This window comes from Curvibacter cyanobacteriorum (assembly GCF_028649475.1).
GTDB classification, from domain to species: Bacteria; Pseudomonadota; Gammaproteobacteria; order Burkholderiales; family Burkholderiaceae_C; genus Curvibacter; species Curvibacter cyanobacteriorum.
Genome location: NZ_JAQSIP010000003.1, coordinates 591,512 through 609,962 on the forward strand (window position 1 = coordinate 591,512; position 18,451 = coordinate 609,962).

The following is an 18,451-nucleotide window of genomic DNA, read 5'->3' on the forward strand; positions in this document are numbered from 1 at the left end:
TCAATGACGCGCTGTTTGCTGAACTGATGAAATGACGATGGCATCGACACATCTCCAGAATGCGTCGATTTTCGATTGCAAAATAAATATGTTTGAGATTCGTGTCGATGGAGTGAACAACATCACCCGCTGCAAAATCGCTCCTTTTTTTATAGCTATTAGCGCTTATCCACCAATCTATAGAGGCGCTTTGGGCTTAAAAAGTATGCCTCCACGGCCGACACAACGCTCAGGGAGGCTGGGTTGATGACTGTGCAACACAATGCCGCATTTGACCGCTTGGTGGCCGAGCTGCAGAGTCTGGGGGCCGCAGCCCAGCAGTCGCCCACGCAGGACGCAGACTACCAGCGCTTCGTGCAGCGCTTTCCGGCAGCGAAGCTGATCGATTTGTCGATGGATGGCTACTGCGTAGGCAAGGGAGACGGTGCGTCTTTTTGTTGGTGGCTTGAGCAGGGGCTGAAGGCCGTGCTGGGGAGCTACTCTCCCGGAACTTCTCGCGGACATATCTTGTATTTCGCCAAGGACGGCACCGTATACAAGCCCCGCAAGTTGGCCGACTTGAACGACGCTGAGGCGCTGCGCTACACGCTGAAAGTGCACGCAGCAATTGCTAGCGCCGACCCCACACAAGACCTGCGCTGGGTGGATGACGATGCGCAGATCTACCAGCGCGCAGGGGTAGCGCCACGCGTGACCATGGGCGAGGGACGCAAGCTGCGCCTGCTGGCAGCGTATTTGCCTGATGCCGTGTTGCCAATCAGTTCGTCGGACCATCTGGCGCACTTTCTGCGCGTGCTGGGCTGCCCTGTGGCGGACATTCCCCCGGCACATCAGCCGGTGGCGCGCATGCTCAAGCTCATAGCGTACTTCGAGGCAGCGCGAGAGGTGTGCCCCGGCATTACGCCCCCGGGGTTTATGAAGGCCTTGTACGCCCCCACACTAGGCTTGGCGCCCCCACGCGATGTGGATGAGGTGCTGAAACGCTTTGCGGCCGTGCCTCAACTGGCTGATCGACTGCAGGCGGCCGGGCAGACCGAGGCTTTTTGTCAACTGGTGTCGGCGCTGCGCGAATCAGATCTGGACTGGTGGGTGACCCAGAACCACACCATCCACGCTGGCCGCAGCGATGACCCGAAGGTGTGGACGGCCACCAAGGTGCTGGTGATGGAGTGCACGCCGCAGGGGGTGCGCGCAAGGTTGCACCAGCCCGCTGTAGTGCCCACCAGTGCTGTCGATGACACGCTGGCAACTAGCCCCACGCCACCTGCAGCGGATGGCTCTGCGGGTATTGCTGATGGTGCCATCCCTTGGCAACTACTGGACGCCGATGTAGCTGCACGGCTGGCTGACGGAGCGGCAGCCGACCCGCGCGTGCCCGCGCTGCAAAGCCGCGAGGCCTGCTGGCCGGATGACTACGACGGCTCGGAAACAACGCTGAGCGTGGTGCTGTCGCAAGGCGCTATTCGCCATGGATATATCAAGGTACCCAAACTGCAGGCGCTATTTGCACCCGAGTGCATTGCGCCCGACGAGAAAGCCACGCCGCAGCGCAAATTCACACTGGCGTTGCCCAATGGCGAGTCCATCCAAACATGGGTGCTGGCCAATCGTCACCGGCTGCGGGAGCGTTTCGGCGGCATGTTCGGCAGTGCGCAGTTGAAAGCAGGGGATCGGGCCGTAATCCACAAAGAGTCAGACGGCGACTACCGCCTTAGTTTTCAACGCCAAGACAGCACCACCACGAGCGCATCATCGGCAGCCATCACCGCTGTGCCAATCGAACCTCTTTCTCCGAAAGACCGCCCCATGAACGAGCCTTTGAACCAGATTCTGTATGGCCCTCCAGGCACGGGCAAGACCTACGCCACGATCGATGCGGCGCTAAAGATTTTGGACAGGCCGTTTTGGGAGCAGAACCAAAGCCCGGAAAAGCGCAAGGTGCTGAAAGACCGTTTTGATGCGCTGGTCAAAGAGCACCGTGTACGGTTTGTGACCTTTCACCAGAGCTTCAGTTATGAGGATTTTGTTGAAGGGATTCGCGCAACGGTGCCATTGGACGATGACGAAGCCGTCACGGCCGTGCACTACGAGGTGCAGCCCGGCGTTTTCCTGCAGACGTGCCGAGACGCCAAGCGCGACCGGCAATTGGACGACAGCCTGGGAGTACGCGAGGGAGCAAAGGTTTGGAAGCTGTCCATCGAAGAGGCCAGCGGCGCTGGTGAGACACGCCAATACTGTTTGACGCACGGTGAGGCCCGCATCGGATGGGACGTGGCAGGTGACCTCAACGACACTGATCTCAATGATCCTGCCTTGAAGCTGGGCACCAACGAAAAGCACTCTCTCACGGATTTCGGCAAGAACATCACGCCTGGTGACGTGGTTGTTTGCCTTGCGACCAAAACGACCATCAGTGCCGTGGGGGTAGTAACCGGCGACTACGAATACAACCCTCAAGTGCCTGCCGGAGTTCGCTCAGACTACGTGCACAAGCTGCCAGTGAAGTGGCTGGCCACCGGGCTGGACTTCAACATTCTGGAGCTGAACCGAGGGGTGCAACTCACTCTCAAGGCGGTGTACCACCTGTGGCGCATCCAGTGGCCGGACTTGTTGGCCGCATTGCGACACCAGGGCATCACCTTTCAAACGACTGCTACGCCATCCAACGCGGCGGCAGAGCCCTATGTCCTCATCATCGACGAGATCAACCGGGGCAACATCGCCCGCATCTTCGGCGAGCTGATCACGCTTATCGAGCCCTCCAAGCGCGCGGGAGCCGATGAGGCACTGGAGGTGGTGTTGCCGTACTCCAAAACGCCCTTCAGCGTCCCGCCTAACGTGTACCTGATTGGCACCATGAACACGGCCGACCGTTCGTTGACAGGGCTGGATGTGGCGCTGCGGCGGCGCTTTGTGTTTCAAGAGATGCCGCCGCGCCCGGATCTGCTGGACGATGTGACGGTGCCTGGTGTGGATGACGTCACTGTCGGTCAAATGCTACGCACGATGAACCAGCGCATTGAAGCGCTGCTGGACCGGGACCACTGCCTGGGGCACGCGTACTTCATGCCGCTGCGCACAACAGCAACGCTGGCGCAGTTGGGCAGCATCTTTCGCAACCAGGTGCTGCCTCTGCTGCAGGAGTACTTCTTTGACGACTGGCAGCGGATTCAGTGGGTGTTGAATGACCACCGCAAGAAGGCCAAAGAACATCAGTTTGTGCAGTCAGACAGCGTGGACATTGCGAAGCTGCTGGGGCCGGATGTGAATGTGGCGCGCAGCCCGCAAAACTGGCGCATCAACCCGGGAGCATTCGATCTGCCGCAGAGTTACCAGGGCATCGTGCAGAGCACGCCCGCTGGCAACTCTGAGGACGTCAACCTGGCATGACGCAGCGCCCCAAGACCGTACAGGTGCGTGAGCATGCCTGGCTGTGCACCGAGGCGGTCGCGCCGTCGCTGGACTGCGCGCAGATCAGCCCCTCAGCCTTTGACTACCTGTGCCAGCTGAGCGAGCGCTTTTCACGCAGTGGGGCGCGCCTGGCGCAGGTGGAGGGGAGGCAGCGGCTGAAGCTGGACAACTATGTGGGGGTGCTGCAAACGCCCTGCGGCACGGTGATCGAGATCGTGCCCAAGCACCACGCCGAAGGCGGCAGTCTGCCCGAAGCACGTGCCTTGCTGCGCAAGCTGTTGCTGGCACGGCTGGATGTGCCTGCGCGTGAGGTGGGGCCGGCTGCACTGCAGTTGTTTGATGCCCCCCTGTCTGAGTGGGTGATGCAGCAGTTTTTGCAGGCGCTGGATGTGCTGGTGGGCCGTGGCTTGCGCATGGACTATGTACGGGTAGAGGAACAGTTGCCCTTTTTGCGTGGGCAGCTAAACCTGAATGCGCAGTTGCGACAGCCGCCGGGCAAGGGGCATTACTTTCATGTGCGCCATGATATGTATGGACCCGATCGGCCTGAGAACCGCTTGCTCAAGCTGGCGCTGGAGCGCGTCCGCCAGGCCACACAGTCGCCTGAGAACTGGCGGTTGGCGCAGGAGCTGAGTGTTCGACTGCATGAGGTACCCGCCAGCCGCCAAATGGCTCAAGACTTTAGGGCTTGGGGTACCGACCGGCTGCTGGCGCACTACAGGGCGGTCAAACCGTGGTGCGAATTGATCTTGCACCAGCACATGCCGTTGGCGATCTCTGGGGAGCACCAAGGCCTGAGCCTGCTGTTTCCGATGGAGAAGCTGTTTGAGCGCTATGTGGCGCGATGGCTGCGTCGTGCGCTGGCCCCCGGTGTGGAGATGCGCGCACCTGCGCGCAGCCAATCGCTGTGCATGCATGATGACGCTTCGATCTTTCAGCTGGAGCCGGATATCTTCATCAGCCAAGGTACCCAGCGCTGGGTGTTGGATACCAAGTGGAAGCTGCTGAACGAGGCGGACTGGCAGGGCAAGTACGGCTTGAGCCAGTCGGACTTTTACCAACTGTACGCCTACGGGCAAAAATACCTGGGCGGGGGCGGCAGTATGGCGTTGATTTATCCACGCACCGAGCAGTTCACGCAGCCACTTAAGCCTTTTCATTTTGATGAGCGGTTGTCGCTATGGGTGCTGCCATTTGATTTAGATGCCCCGATGGATGAGCAAGCGTTGCTTGGAGGTGAGCATCTGGACATGCCATACGCCACGTCAAGCGGGCCAGCGCTTGCGCTCAGTGCAGATAAAAAAATAATCGAGGGAATCGCACCATGACCGAAGACCAACTCGAACAAGAAACCCTGGCCTGGCTACAAGACGTGGGCTATACCCACCGCTACGGCCCAGACATTGCCTTCGATGGTTCTTCGCCCGAGCGTGCCGACTACCGCCAGGTTGTCCTGCCCTTCCGGCTGCGCGAAGCAGTCAATCGCCTGAACCCAAGCATCCCCGTCGCCGCCCGTGAAGATGCCATCAAGCAAGTCACGGACTTGGGCATCCCGTCCCTGCTGTCTGCCAACCGCGCCTTCCACAAAATGCTGGTGGGCGGTGTCCCCGTCCAGTATCAAAAGGACGGCGAGACACGCGGCGACTTCGTGCGTCTGATCGACTGGGCGCACCCCGAGAAAAACGAATGGTGGGCCGTCAACCAATTCACCATCAAAGGCCCCCACAAGACCCGCCGCCCCGACATCATCCTGTTCGTCAACGGCCTGCCGCTGGTGCTGCTGGAACTCAAAAACCCCGCCGACGAGAACGCCAACATCTGGAAGGCGTTCGACCAGATCGAGACGTACAAGGAGCAGATCCCGGACGTGTTCCAGTACAACGAGGTGCTGGTGATCTCGGACGGCACCGATGCCTTGATGGGGTCGCTGTCTGCCAACGCTGAGCGCTTCATGGCCTGGCGCACGATTGATGGGGTGAACCTCGATCCGCTGGGGCAGTTTCAAGAACTGCAAACCCTGGTGCGTGGTGTGCTGGCCCCGCAGTACCTGCTGGATTACATCCGTTACTTTGTCCTGTTCGAGGACGACGGCCAGCTCGTCAAGAAGATCGCGGGCTACCACCAGTTCCACGCGGTGCGTGCTGCCATCGAAGAAGTGGTGACCGCCTCCCGGCCTGGGGCCTCCCGTAAGGGCGGTGTGGTGTGGCACACCCAGGGCAGCGGCAAGAGCATCACCATGACGTGTTTTGCCGCCCGTGTGATGCAAGAAGCCGCGATGGAAAACCCCACCATCGTGGTCATCACCGACCGCAACGACCTCGACGGCCAGCTCTTTGGCGTGTTCAGCCTGGCCCAGGACCTGCTGCGCGAGCAGCCGACCCAGGCCCTGACCCGTCCAGACCTGCGCGCCAAGTTGGGCAACCGCCCCTCGGGCGGCATCATCTTTGCCACCATCCAGAAGTTCATGCCGGGGGAGGATGAAGACACCTTCCCGGTGCTTTCAGAGCGCAGCAACATCGTGGTGATTGCGGACGAAGCACACCGCACCCAGTATGGCTTCAAGGCCACCCTCAAAGGCAAGCCTGGCGAAGAGAAATACCAGGCAGGCTACGCACAGCACCTGCGCGATGCGCTACCCAACGCCACGTTCGTAGGCTTTACCGGCACCCCGGTGAGCAGCACCGACCACGACACCCGTGCGGTGTTTGGCGAGTACATCCACGTCTACGACATGCAGCAGGCCAAGGAAGATGGCGCCACCGTGGCCATCTACTACGAATCGCGTCTGGCCAAGCTGCGCCTCAAAGACGAAGACCTGCCCAGCATTGACGACGAAGTGGACGAGCTGGCCGAGGACGAAGAAGAAAGTACCCAAGCTAAACTCAAAAGCCGCTGGGCCGCCCTGGAAAAGATCGTCGGCGCAGAACCCCGTGTGGCCAGCGTGGCCGCCGACCTGGTCGCCCACTTTGAAGAGCGCAGCGCAGCCCAATCGGGCAAGGCCATGGTGGTGGCCATGAGCCGTGACATCTGCGTGCATCTGTACAACGAGATCATCAAGCTGCGCCCTGACTGGCACGACCCTGACCCCGAGAAGGGCGCCATCAAGATCGTGATGACCGGCTCAGCCAGCGACAAAGCCCTGCTGCGCCCCCACATCTACGACGGCAAGGTGAAAAAGCGCCTGGAAAAGCGCTTCAAAGACCCCGCCGACCCATTGCGCCTGGTGATCGTGCGCGACATGTGGCTCACCGGCTTCGACGCTCCCTGCGTACACACCCTGTACGTGGACAAGCCCATGAAGGGCCACAACCTCATGCAGGCTATTGCACGGGTGAACCGGGTCTTCAAGGGCAAGCAAGGCGGCTTGGTGGTGGACTACATCGGCATTGGCAACGAACTCAAAGCTGCCATGAAGGAATACACCGCCAGCAAAGGCCGGGGCACTCCCACCGTGGATGCCCGCGAGGCATACAGCGTGCTCATGGAAAAGCTCGATGTCCTGCAATCCATGCTGCATGGCTGCGATTACAGTGACTTCCTTACTGGGGGCCACCAAACCCTGGCCCGAGCTGCCAACCACATCCTGGGCCTGCGCGAAGAGGGTGGCAAGGACGGCAAACGCCGCTTTGCCGACACCACCCTGGCACTGACCCAAGCCTTCTCGCTGTGCTGCACGCTGGACGAGGCCAAGGCAGTTCGCGAAGAAGTCGCCTTCATGCAGGCCGTCAAGGTCATCCTGACCAAGCGCGACATCACCGCCAAAAAACGCACCGACGAACAGCGCGACGAGGCCATCCGGCAGATCATCAGCAATGCCGTGGTGTCCGATCAGGTGGTGGACATCTTCGACGCCGTGGGTTTGGACAAGCCCAACATCGGCCTGCTGGATGATGAATTCCTAGCCCAGGTGAAGAACCTGCCCGAAAAGAACCTGGCAGTCGAACTACTCGAACGCCTGCTCGAAGGCGAGATCAAGAGCCGCTTCGGCAGCAACGTGGTGCAGGAAAAGAAGTTCTCCGACCTGCTGGGCAACGTGATCAAGCGCTACCAGAACCGCTCCATTGAAACTGCTCAGGTGATGGAAGAGCTGGTGGAGATGGCCAAGAAGTTCCGTGAGGCCGCCAGTCGGGGCGAGATGCTTGGTCTGACTGAGGACGAGGTGCGTTTTTACGACGCCCTGGCCACCAATGAATCAGCGGTCAAAGAACTCACCGACGAAACCCTCAAAAAGATCGCCCACGAGCTGACCGACAACCTGCGTCAGAACCTGACGGTGGATTGGTCGGAGCGTGAGAGCGTGCGGGCGAAACTCCGGCTGATGGTCAAGCGGGTCTTGCGTAAGTACAAGTACCCGCCGGACTTACAGGAAGAGGCTGTGGACCTGGTACTACGGCAGGCGCAGGTGTTTGGTGAAAACTGGGGCAACCCATAGCCAGAGCGGTTTGGCGACCTGATTTCGGCTCCGTTAGAAACTTGCACTATCTGTCAGCGATAGCAATACCCCACCGGCGCAACCCAACTACCTGGCGACTAACGTTCATATGGCCGTTCTCGCCAAAAGTGGTAGCTTGGTCAAGCGAAGTCGCCCTGCGCCACGCCGAGGTGCACGCGCTCTAGATGCTCACGCACGTTGGCCTCGTAGTCGATCCAATCCGCGACTTGCTCACCACATGCCAGGAGACGCATCAAATCGCGCTCCAAGGCAGCCCACTGGTCGTATCGTGAAATCCAGTCCCACAGGGTTTGTCGCGGCGCCGAGTTGCTGCTGGCGAAGTACCTCAAGATGCCGGGGTAGCGTGCCTCAACCGCTGCGTAGGTTTCGGGATCAGCGCGGCCCCACACCCAGCCTGCGTCCTCTGGTATCGGTAGGGTAGGGGCGGGGCGCTGGTTACGCCATTCGTAGTAGCGCGTCAGCTCGCGCGCTATGTCCTTACGGATCTTAAAGCGCTCTATGATCTCGACCGGTGCGTCATCCCTGAAACAGAGGGAGAAGTCTGCCATCTCCCAAACCTCTTCGATCGGTCTAGCACGATAGTCGTCGTAGGCCTCGTGGCGGAGGGCCTCAATTCTGGCCAAATCCTCCTCTGTGTAGTCCTGAGGCTGCAGCAAATATTCGAGGTAAGACATCGGCTAAATGTAGCTTACCCACAAGCTTTTGGTCGGACGCAGGCCTGCTCTGGTACTGGGTAGGCGTTCAGGAAAAACAACTGTGACCTCGGCTCGGGACATGCGACCTTCAGGGTGAACGCCACCCTTCGACCCCAGCTAGCCCGGTGACTGACTTTTTTGCGTCGAATTCATGCCGCCTACAGAAAATCGCCGCATGAAAACGAAAGCCTTCCCCACCTCAGGTTACACACCGCTGCAACTGCGTCCATTCCCAAAATTGCTTTTCTGACCGTGCTGTCGATTAGCTTAAAAATGTGCTGCAGGCTAATTCGCGACTAGGCGGCTTTTCGGCGACGGAGGCCGCGTTATTTGGAGCAGTTGCACTCTACCGGATATTGACGGCGCCAGTTGATTCCAGTGATAAGCTTGCTTTCATCAAGCGCTTCCGCCTGGCCTCACCGAGGGCCTTTAAAGTTCCGCAAATCCATGGCTTTGCCTTTGCCCCCTTCTGTATGTCAGTTGGCCTGACCTGTGTGGAGCGTGCTGGTTCAATACAGCCATGGCCTGCAAAGCCCCTGGCGTGTTGACTTCCATCTGGACGTGATCCACCAACAGGGGCGGATTGCATGGAAATTAACACCGTGGAGTTTGCCGCGCTCGAATGGGTATCATAGTTTGACCCCCTCTGCCTGCTCGAACCTATCGGCTATACCCCGCCAGCAGAAGCTGAGGCAAGCTGCTATCGGCAACTCGCCAGAAAGTCCACTACTGTGGTGGCTTGACTTAAACCAAACAACATCCCCGTAACCCGGGGTTGTTCATGTCTATGTGGCAATGGTTTGTCTCAACTTTGGCAAAGGTATTGAGGCGAATGCCATCAACTTTGTTGCAAAATGTAGTAATTCGAGGATAGCGTTCCCGAACAACCTCCCATCTCAGGGATCGCATGTCTAGCCAATCAACAGATTCAGAATATTTTCAAAATTTTGGGGCAGCACGTCCCAATGCTTGTGCAGATGTTCCAAGCAGAGCGCCTACTTTCTTCGATCTTGGCCAAAGCCCTTCATGGCGAATTAGTGCCACATGACCCCACGGCCGAGTCCGACGTTCAGCTGCTGGAGCGCATCTTCACGGAAAGCGCAACCGAGCGTGCCCTACTTGGCGTCTCGACCCGAAGCTGCTCCCGCAAGCGACTTACTTAAATGCCGCGCTGCATCCTCACCCCCATCACTTTTCGCTTCAGACACTCATGACGCCTGAAACATCTGCCCTTATCTCGTCCGCGCTGCACTGGGGCGTCGGTGCCCTGCTTGCCATCGCCGTCGTCTTCTTCTTTATTCAGTTCCTTCGGCCCGGGTGGCGCGTAGGCCGCGAACTGCGTGACGCCCGCCAGCGGCTGGAGCGGCTGAAGGCCACCGGCCCGGTGCTAGACCTAGATCGAGTGCGCGATGAGGTGATGGTGAGCGAGACGCTGCGCCATTGCTGGGACGAATACCGCGACACTCTGCACGGCCAGAAGCAGGCTAACTCCATGGGGGTGATGGAGGTGAGCCGTTGGCGTGCCACCAGCACCGCCAACGTATTCTTCACAGACCAGGGGCTGATCGAGGCGCCGCTCCGCGCAGAGTTCTACAAGCACCTCCCCGGTGTCTTGACCGGCCTGGGCATCATCGGCACCTTCTCGGGCCTGATTGTGGGTCTGCATGGCTTCGATGTGTCGGGTACAGCTGAACAGGTGCGCGACAGCCTCAAGGCGCTGATCGGGAGCGTGGGCGGTGCATTCATGGTGTCGGGCATTGCTATTGCGCTTGCCATGGCTGTGACCACGATCGAGAAATCGCTCATCAATGGCCGCTATACAGAACTAGAGCGTCTGTGCAGCCTAATCGACAGCCTGTTCGACACGGGCGCGGGTGAGGAATATCTACAGCGCCTGGTGGAGGCGTCGGAAACTTCGGCCACGCAGGCTATGCAGATGAAAGAGTCGCTCGTCACCGATCTCAAGCAGGTGCTGTCAGAACTAACGCAGCAGCAAATCGCGACCATGACATCGACCAGCCAAGCGCTGGGAAATTCGATCACCACCAGCCTCACAGAGGGGCTAGCTGACCCGCTAACGCGCATCTCACATGCGGTGCAGCAGGTGGGCAATAGCCAGAGTGAAGCGGTTAACAAGCTGCTGACAGATGTGCTCGGGAACTTCACCGAGCAGATGCACAGCATGTTTGGCTCGCAGATGAGGGGTATGAGCGAAATGCTGGTGCAGACGGCAAACACCATCCAAACTGCGTCGCAGCGCTTCGATCAGTTGGCTGGGCAGATTCAGCAGGCTGGCACCGGTGCGGCCGATGCCATGGCCAACCGTATGGAGGACGCCCTGCAGCAGATGCAGGCCCGCCAGACCGAAGCGAATGATCAAATGCGCTTGTTCATCGACCAGCTCAAGGACAGCGTAGCCAAGGGACAGAGTGAGTCGGCTGAACTGACCATGGGCATGATGCGCGAGCTCAGTGACAGCACCAGCGCTCTCGTGCAGGGCCTGCGCGACCAGGCATACTCAGCCGAGCAAGCGCACAGCCAGCAACAGGCCGCAACCAGCGAGCGCCTGAACAGCTTCCTGGACCAGATGCAAGCGTCTGCGGCCCGTAGCCAGTCCGAGTCTGCCAATGCGACCCAGCGCCTTTTGGGTCAACTGGGTGACTCTGCGAGTGGCATGGTGCGCGAGCTCAGTGAAAGTACCAGCGCTCTGGTTCAGGGCTTGCGCGACCAGGCTCACTCAGCCGAGCAAGCGCACCTTCAGCAACAGGCTGCTACTAGCGAGCGTCTGAACAGCGTCCTGGACCAGATGCAAGCGTCTGCGGCCCGCAGCCAGTCTGAGTCGGCCAATGCGACCCAGCGCCTGTTGGACCAATTGGGTGACTCTGCAAGTGGCATGGTACAGACACTCCAGGCCCAGGCCCAGAAAGCTCAGGAAGAGCATACGAACCGTCAGTTAGAACTGACCGCCAAGTCCAGCGAGCTGATGGAGCAGCAATCGATGCAGATTGCCCGACTGGCTGATGCGGTGCAGCAGGCCAGCACGTCGATGCAGAGCGCGGTCGAGCGCCTTCAGACCAGGGCGCAGGCCACCATCGACAGCATGGGCCAGGGCGCTGAGAAGTTATATGGTGCGTCGGCCCGGTTGGGCGATAACCTGGAACGCATGAAGGCCAGCAGCGATGGCCTGAATGACATGGCAGACAAGCTGAGCGGATCGGCTACTACGCTCAGCACCGCGCTGACAGTCACGCAGCAGGTGCTGGGTGACCAAACTGTTGTGCGCGATGCGTTGAAGTCTCTGGTGGGTGATCTGCGCGAGACAGTTGAACTCGCCAAGCGGGAGGCATCAATGTCGTCTGGACTTGTGGACAGCCTGCAGGCGGCGAGCATCCGCTTGACCGAGGCACAGCGCACCACAGAAACCTACTTGCAAGGGGTCACCGACGTACTGGGTGAAGCTCATGGCGCCTTTGCTCAGCAGATGATGGCTACGATGCGTGAGGGTAACAAGGCTTTCCACGAGGAGCTGGCGCACGCGACAGGCTTGTTAAAAGGCGCGATCCAGGACCTGGGCGATGTGCTCGACAACCTGCCATCGGCAGCCTAAGAAAGGTAGTAGACCATGTTGGGTGGTGTGCGATTGCCTGTGCCCAAACGCGGGCGCGAAGAAGGTGAAAAGCCTTTCTGGATCTCCTTTTCTGATTTGATGTCTGCATTGATGGTTCTGTTTCTCGTGGCTATGAGCGTTGCGCTCCTGACTGTCACTGAAGGCATCACAGATATTGAGCGTCAAGAACGCGAACGCAATGACGCCATCGCCAAGTTGATGGCGGAAGTGGGCAAACTCTCCTTGCAGAAAGAGTTCGAGGGTGTTCGCGTGATCGGCAATACCATCGACTTTGGGACGCGTGGACGCTTTGAGCGCGAAGGACAAAACACCCTGTCCGCACAGCAGCGCGATTTGTTGCGTCAGTTCACGCCCGAGTTGTTGTCCAAGTTGAGAGAATCCGATGCGGGCAAACTTTGGTTCAAGCGTGCTGTTGTTGAAGGTTACGCCAGCCAGACCGGCAAATACCTGTTTAACCTCAACTTGAGCCTAGAGCGCAGCGAGCGTGTCATTTGCGAGCTGCTGCGCGCCCCGGTTGCAGGCGAGCCGGTCATGTCCGACGAAGACCGGAAGTTAGTCGCGACTAAATTCTTCGTCGGCGGTGCATCGTTCAATTCGTTGCGGGCCACAGCCGAGGACAGCCGTCGCATCGAGTTCAAGCTGGAGTTCAAAACGCGGCAGGAACGCAGTGAGGAGCTGAAGAACTCTGCTCCCTTTTTCGACGAGGCAGCCTTGGCTCTGGCTCTGGATCCGAACGAACGATGCCCTATTTTCAGCCGTTGAACGCACTGGACGTGCTGCGCAACCGCTTGCGCAGTGAGCTCGATGTACATCAAGTGGTCCACGCGATCGAATGGGGTAACCCGCGTGTGATGACCGAGGCCCTTAAACGCGTTCGGCACGACTTGGGCGGTGAGGGCCAAGACAAACCAGCTGGGGACCAACTGCGGGCCGCGTTGCTGCGCTTCGCGAAAAGTCATCAAGTGACCTCGTTCAGCGAGCTTAAGTATGTTTGCTATGGCTCCACCGTGCCGATTGGAAAGGACTTGTGGCGGGTGATTGATCAGCGGCCTCTGTTTGATGCCCTGCTGGAGCTGGTGAACCAGCAAGTCAAGCGACCCAAGCAGTTTCGCCGCTGCTACCAGGGCCTGTTGTCCGGGTATTTCGGTTACGAACGTAACCTGGCAGTGCCGGGGGATACGGATAATTGCTGGACTGCTCTTCGCAGCTATTTAGCTAATAATTTAGACTCGTTGTGGCTAGCCTCCTCAAAACGGGGCACTGTGCCGGAGTGGCTAAGTATCCTAAGCGAGCATCGCAACCTGCTCACGACAGACCCCTGCAGTCGCTATGCTGATTCGCTGGTGCGTGACGACCAGACCGAGTTGCGCCGCGTGTGCGCCGGCCTAGGCATCTCAAATAACTCTTGGGTCTGGGAAGAGGCGCTCATGGCCTACGTGAAGCGTGTGTGCCAAAGCAGCGATGCAGGGTTCAAGAAGCACACGCAGTCCATATTGGATCTGGTCAACGGCAAGACGTCGCTCAAACTCCCAACAACCCTTTCTATCAGAGCAACTGCGCAGGTCGTAGCGCGCTATGCACGATGCGCAGATCACCCTGAGCAGCCTGTTCTGCGTGACACTTGCGTGGAGTGGATCGGCAACCCATGGCTGAAGCGAACAGCCTGGGATGCGACGGTAAATTATGAGCCTGCTCGCCTAATGGTCAACAGCTGGCTCAAGCAGCGGCTGATCAAGGACTTCTTCGGTCTGCTGGCTGCTGATGGCGCTGCTGATCTAAGGCGTTTGGATTACTGGTTGACGTGGGAGCCTCAGATCTCTGATATGTGGTTTGTTTTGGGTAGTGATGCCCAAACCAACCGCACTCCTGAGTTTCTGGAGTTGCGGAAACGCATGTCCGGCCGCGACCGGGTACTTGTCGACAACAACCACCTGAACAACGCTTTCGTGATGCGGATTGGGCAGCTTCTTGTGATTGAGTTTGGTGTGACTGGCAATGCTTGTTATGTGTTTGCCGCTTCCGATTTTCGGACTAGCTTAGATAGAGCCGTTCTGAATTTGCATCAGCTCAAGCAAAAGGCCGATGCTAAGCGGCTCTCGCACATGGCCAGTTGGGAGCCTAAGTTTGACTATGAGCTAAAACATTTGCTTCAGTCTGTGCCCATGCGCAAAGGCGAGCTAAAGGACTTCAAGCCTGCCAGCAACCCATCCCAACCGAGCGCGGGTTGGCGTGCGCAATCGACGCCATTGGCTACGCCCGAGCCGATCGCGCCCGTTACTGCTCACCTTCGAAACTCCCCGACACCGACTGCCACGGCGTTTGACTACGCAGGTCTCAAGTCGAAGCCTGTGTGGCCAAGTCCTTCCGCACGAACGCAGTCAGTGGGCACTCGCTCATCAGTGAGCGGTGCCCCGTCCGTCCACAGCGCTAGGCAAGAGTCGTCGGTAGCCCAGCCTACTAGACCAAACAAGCGTCTGACAGAAGTCGAGTTCTCGCAACTCCAGCTTTTGTTCAAGAAGCATGGCGTTGAGTGGGAGGACAACCGTCAAAAGGGCGGCGCGTTGTGGGCGCTGATCCCTGACAAGAACCAGAAGCCAAATGTAGGTGTGGTTCTTGAGCTTTTCCAGTTCCGCTTTACTGAAGGCAAAGGCTACTGGCTCAAAGAAGAGGATTGATGAATGTTTGACGCGCTGTTTGGCAAAAAGCCAGCACCACCGAATGCCCATAAAGGTCCCGTTGTCTCCTTCGACGCCGTCGGCATTCGCTACTCGTCGCCAGCGCCTAGTACCCGTGAATGGCTAGACCAGCCCTTTGCATTTACCGAAACGGCCGACCTGGGGGCCCGGTTGGCTCAGATCCATGTGGAGGGCTTTGGCGACTTATATGAAACCGACTTTCTGTTGCCATGGAGGCACGTATATGCGCTGCTGCGACATCCTGAGCTGAGCGCCTACCGAGAAGCCTTGCTGATCCCACCAGTAACGGTTGCTCGCCCCCGGCTCGTGAGCAAGGGGGCCCTGATGGACCTGGACTTTACGGTGCTGTTGGACGAGTGGGTGGACGGTCAGGGCAGGAGCTTGCAACCGGTGCCGCGACTGGTGGGGCGTGTGCTGCAGTCACCCAGCGGCGCCGCGCTCGTGTCCGAGCCCTTGCACCAACTGCTGGAGGAGTTGTCTCGCTTCCACGCGACTCCGCCACCTGAACGCAGTCAGTCCTTTAAGGAGCAGGCCTTTGGGCGCATACGTAAACTGGCTACGTCAACTGGTTGCCCGGTGTCGGACTATGTAGCGCGAACAATCGTGCTCACGCCGGACCAGTTACGGCTGACGATGGAGCGTCGCGGCGATGAAGATGCCAAGGTGCTGGAGGTCATCCCAGGTTTTGACCGGGCGCCTGAACATTGGTTGCATCACTTCGACCGTTTGCCACTGCAGGACAGTTATGACGTGCCTGATGGGCCATCACTGATTCGGGTCGTGGTGGCTCCTGAAGTGAAGGCGGTGCTTGCAGAGATCAAGCGCATGCCAGGTCGCAGAGCCACAGGTCCACGAGCCGAGGCTTTCGTGCGCAACCCTTTCGCCGTGCTGGGTGAATCTGCAGAGCAGGTCATTGATCCTGAACAGTTCGAGAAAGCCCGCGAAGAGGCAGGTATCCGGTTCGAGCAGTTCACGCCGCATGTCGAACGAGGTGAGTTTGGTGAGGTTTACCGGGTGGGTCTTCTCGTCGAAGAGCTCGGCAACGAGAGTAAGGCCGCCGAGGTGCTGTGGTTTACCGGCCCTGATGATTTACAGCGATTCACCGGCAAGCTGGGACGAGCGTTCACCGATGGCTCGCAATGCGTAGCCTGGCAACGGCGTGACTTGGAGATCGTGGGTGACACTGAGCGCCACCTCATCGATCTGGAGCAATGGGGTCGGGAGTGGGCATGCCCACAGCTCTGGACAGCGGCCGAGGTTCTGAACCTGAGCAACTACTCGGACCGAGTGGAAGATATCGGTGTCGAGAAGCCTTTTGTGACTCCGGTCATCGCCCGAAACGACCAGGGCAGCGGCTGGTTTGAGGGGAACGTCAGCGTCGGGCTGCGGGTGGAAGATTCCCCCGCAGGAAGTGCGACCTATGTGCCCTTGACTTTCCGCGACGTGCCGACGCTGCAGCAGGCAGTCAAGGCCGCTGAGCTGGCCGGGCAGTCCTCGGTCAAGCTCCCAGGCTTGCGCAATGTGGTGCCAATCGTTGATGCCCGACGGGCGGTAGACGCCTTGGCCAAGGCGCAACAACAATTACGCGAAGACAGTTTTAAGCCACCGGGAGATCGGCCTCCGGCCGAGCCCAAGAAGCGCTTGGTAATCAAACGCAACCTCGAAGACGTCGACTACACCGAGGCGCGTGCAGAGTCCCTTCAAATGCCTCAGGATCGGGAGCCGTTGTTACCGCAGACCCTACGCCCTGAGATCGAACTCAAACCGCACCAGCGGATCGGTGTTGCATGGCTACAGCATCTGTGGGAGGCGTCACCCGACCACTGTCGTGGGACTGTTTTGGCCGACGACATGGGATTGGGTAAAACGCTTCAGTTACTCACTTTCATCATCAGTTGTTTCGAGACCGATCCGACTCTGCCACCAGCTTTGGTGGTCGCGCCTGTCGCGCTGCTGGAGAACTGGCGAAACGAGCTGGATCGTTTTTTTCAACGAGGTACCCTGCCACTGTTGATGTTGTACGGGAGCACGCTCAAATCAATGCGTGTGGGCAAGCACGAACTGGATGCCGACCTTAGAGCACAAGGTGTTACCCGGCTGCTGAAGAAGGGCTGGGTTGGCGATGCCCGCCTGGTGCTGACCACCTACGAAACGATGCGTGATTTGGAGTTTGCGTTGGCTAGCCTGCCGTGGTCAATCATGGTCTGTGACGAAGCCCAGAAGATCAAGACACCTGCCGCATTGGTCACGAGGTCGGCCAAGAAGCAGAAGGTGCGCTTCCGCATCGCCTGCACGGGAACGCCGGTGGAGAATACGCTGGCCGATCTCTGGTGCTTGTTTGACTTCGTGCAGCCTGGCATGTTGGGCGCACTTTGCCATTTCTCCCGTACCTATCGTCAGCCGATTGAGGCCAAGACACCCGAGCAGATCGCTAAGGTGGAAGAGTTACGCGCCGTAATCCAACCGCAGATACTGCATCGGCGTAAGACGGAAGTCGCCCGGGATTTGCCAACGCCGGTCGAAGACAAACTTTGCAAGCAGCTCCCGATGTCTCCATTCCAGCAAGGTCTTTATGAGAGTGCGCTCAAGACACTGAGGGAACAGCGGGTCATCAATCCGTCGGCTCAGCTGCAGGCATTGCAGGCGATTCGCAAGATCTGCTCGGACCCGCACGGCTATGCGACGCGGGATAGTCACAAGGCGCCGATCGACAAGATCGTAAACGAGTCACCAAAGATGGGCTGGCTGGTAGGCCGGCTCAAGGCTCTGGCCGTCGATGATGCCGGAAACCACAAGGTGATCATATTTTGTGAGTTCCGGGAGCTACAGCTGCAGCTGCAGCGTGTGATCGCTGCCTTCTTCGGCATCGCCGCTAGCATCGTGAATGGCGACACCTCAGCAGATCCCCGTGCGGCAGGCAACCGGCAGCAGTTGATCGACGCGTTCCAGCAAGCCCGCGGCTTCAACGTGATCATTCTTTCCCCTTTGGCGGTGGGCTTCGGTGTGAACATCCAGGCGGCCAACCATGTCGTTCATTTCACCCGCACATGGAACCCCGCCAAGGAGGATCAGGCTACAGCGCGTGCTTACCGGATTGGCCAGACCCGCACCGTCAACGTCTACTATCCCGGCGTAGTTAGCGACCAGTTCCCGAGCTTCGACGTCAAGCTGGACGCTTTGCTGAGCAGCAAACGCGCACTGGCCACTGACATCCTCAACGGCTGCAGCGATCTCAAGGCATCCGATTTCGCCGACTTCGGTTGACCCGGGTCAATCCCAGTGTCCGCTCACGGCCGTAATCCTTACATGCGACTCGGCTGGAACATGGTGCCACATTGCGCTGTTGATCGGCTCTCGGATAAAAGGGCTGCCGCCATCGACCCTTACATCACGCTCGATCAATAGAAATCAACATCGTCTCGGCCGGGTGATGCGGGAATCCAACGGTTTCGGTCTTTGTTTTTACGGTACTTTTTACGGTACTTTTTTTACTGAATTTTGAAAAATCTATAGATATCGGGGGCGCTAGGACTATTTGCGATTCCGGTTCCGGCACCATTTGATCGCC

At 58.8% G+C, this 18,451-nt stretch carries 8 protein-coding genes and 1 pseudogene; 8 read left to right on the forward strand and 1 reads right to left on the reverse strand.

The genetic code is table 11. The features are described from left to right. Positions 1 to 246 precede the first annotated feature (246 nt). Genes PSQ40_RS09220 through PSQ40_RS09230 form a run of 3 tightly spaced genes read left to right on the forward strand, consistent with a single transcriptional unit; the run spans position 247 to position 7,843 of the window. On the forward strand, positions 247 to 3,390 hold the full coding sequence (locus tag PSQ40_RS09220; RefSeq protein WP_273951067.1) for an AAA family ATPase: 3,144 nt from the start codon (positions 247 to 249) through the stop codon (positions 3,388 to 3,390). Further along, positions 3,387 to 4,739, forward strand: a complete 1,353-nt coding sequence (locus tag PSQ40_RS09225) for an McrC family protein (protein ID WP_273951068.1) — start codon at positions 3,387 to 3,389, stop codon at positions 4,737 to 4,739. The genes PSQ40_RS09220 and PSQ40_RS09225 overlap by 4 nt, the downstream gene beginning before the upstream one ends. After that, the gene (locus PSQ40_RS09230) at positions 4,736 to 7,843 is read left to right on the forward strand and encodes a type I restriction endonuclease subunit R (RefSeq protein ID WP_273951069.1); all 3,108 of its coding nucleotides are present in this window, start codon (positions 4,736 to 4,738) and stop codon (positions 7,841 to 7,843) included. The genes PSQ40_RS09225 and PSQ40_RS09230 overlap by 4 nt, the downstream gene beginning before the upstream one ends. 140 nt (positions 7,844 to 7,983) lie before the next feature. Here the strand turns inward: PSQ40_RS09230 and PSQ40_RS09235 are convergent, their stop codons facing one another. Beyond that, positions 7,984 to 8,538 carry a hypothetical protein gene (locus PSQ40_RS09235; protein ID WP_273951070.1) on the reverse strand — a complete coding sequence of 185 codons (555 nt, stop codon included), beginning with the start codon at positions 8,536 to 8,538 and terminating at the stop codon, positions 7,984 to 7,986. Between the two features lie 623 nt (positions 8,539 to 9,161). Between PSQ40_RS09235 and PSQ40_RS09240 the strand changes: the two are divergent. From PSQ40_RS09240 to PSQ40_RS09260, 5 genes and pseudogenes are all read left to right on the forward strand, one after another. Further along, a pseudogene (locus PSQ40_RS09240) lies at positions 9,162 to 9,302 on the forward strand (IS3 family transposase); the annotation flags it as partial. Positions 9,303 to 9,769: 467 nt separating this feature from the next. After that, the gene (gene zorA, locus PSQ40_RS09245; protein WP_273951071.1) at positions 9,770 to 12,166 is read left to right on the forward strand and encodes an anti-phage ZorAB system protein ZorA; all 2,397 of its coding nucleotides are present in this window, start codon (positions 9,770 to 9,772) and stop codon (positions 12,164 to 12,166) included. Positions 12,167 to 12,181: 15 nt separating this feature from the next. Then, positions 12,182 to 12,949: a flagellar motor protein MotB gene (locus PSQ40_RS09250; protein ID WP_273951072.1), complete on the forward strand. Its 768-nt coding sequence runs from the start codon at positions 12,182 to 12,184 to the stop codon at positions 12,947 to 12,949. Beyond that, positions 12,928 to 14,862, forward strand: a complete 1,935-nt coding sequence (locus PSQ40_RS09255) for an EH signature domain-containing protein (RefSeq protein ID WP_273951073.1) — start codon at positions 12,928 to 12,930, stop codon at positions 14,860 to 14,862. The genes PSQ40_RS09250 and PSQ40_RS09255 overlap by 22 nt, the downstream gene beginning before the upstream one ends. Positions 14,863 to 14,865: 3 nt before the next feature. After that, positions 14,866 to 18,147, forward strand: a complete 3,282-nt coding sequence (locus tag PSQ40_RS09260) for a DEAD/DEAH box helicase (protein WP_273951074.1) — start codon at positions 14,866 to 14,868, stop codon at positions 18,145 to 18,147. The last annotated feature ends 304 nt before the right edge of the window (positions 18,148 to 18,451 follow it).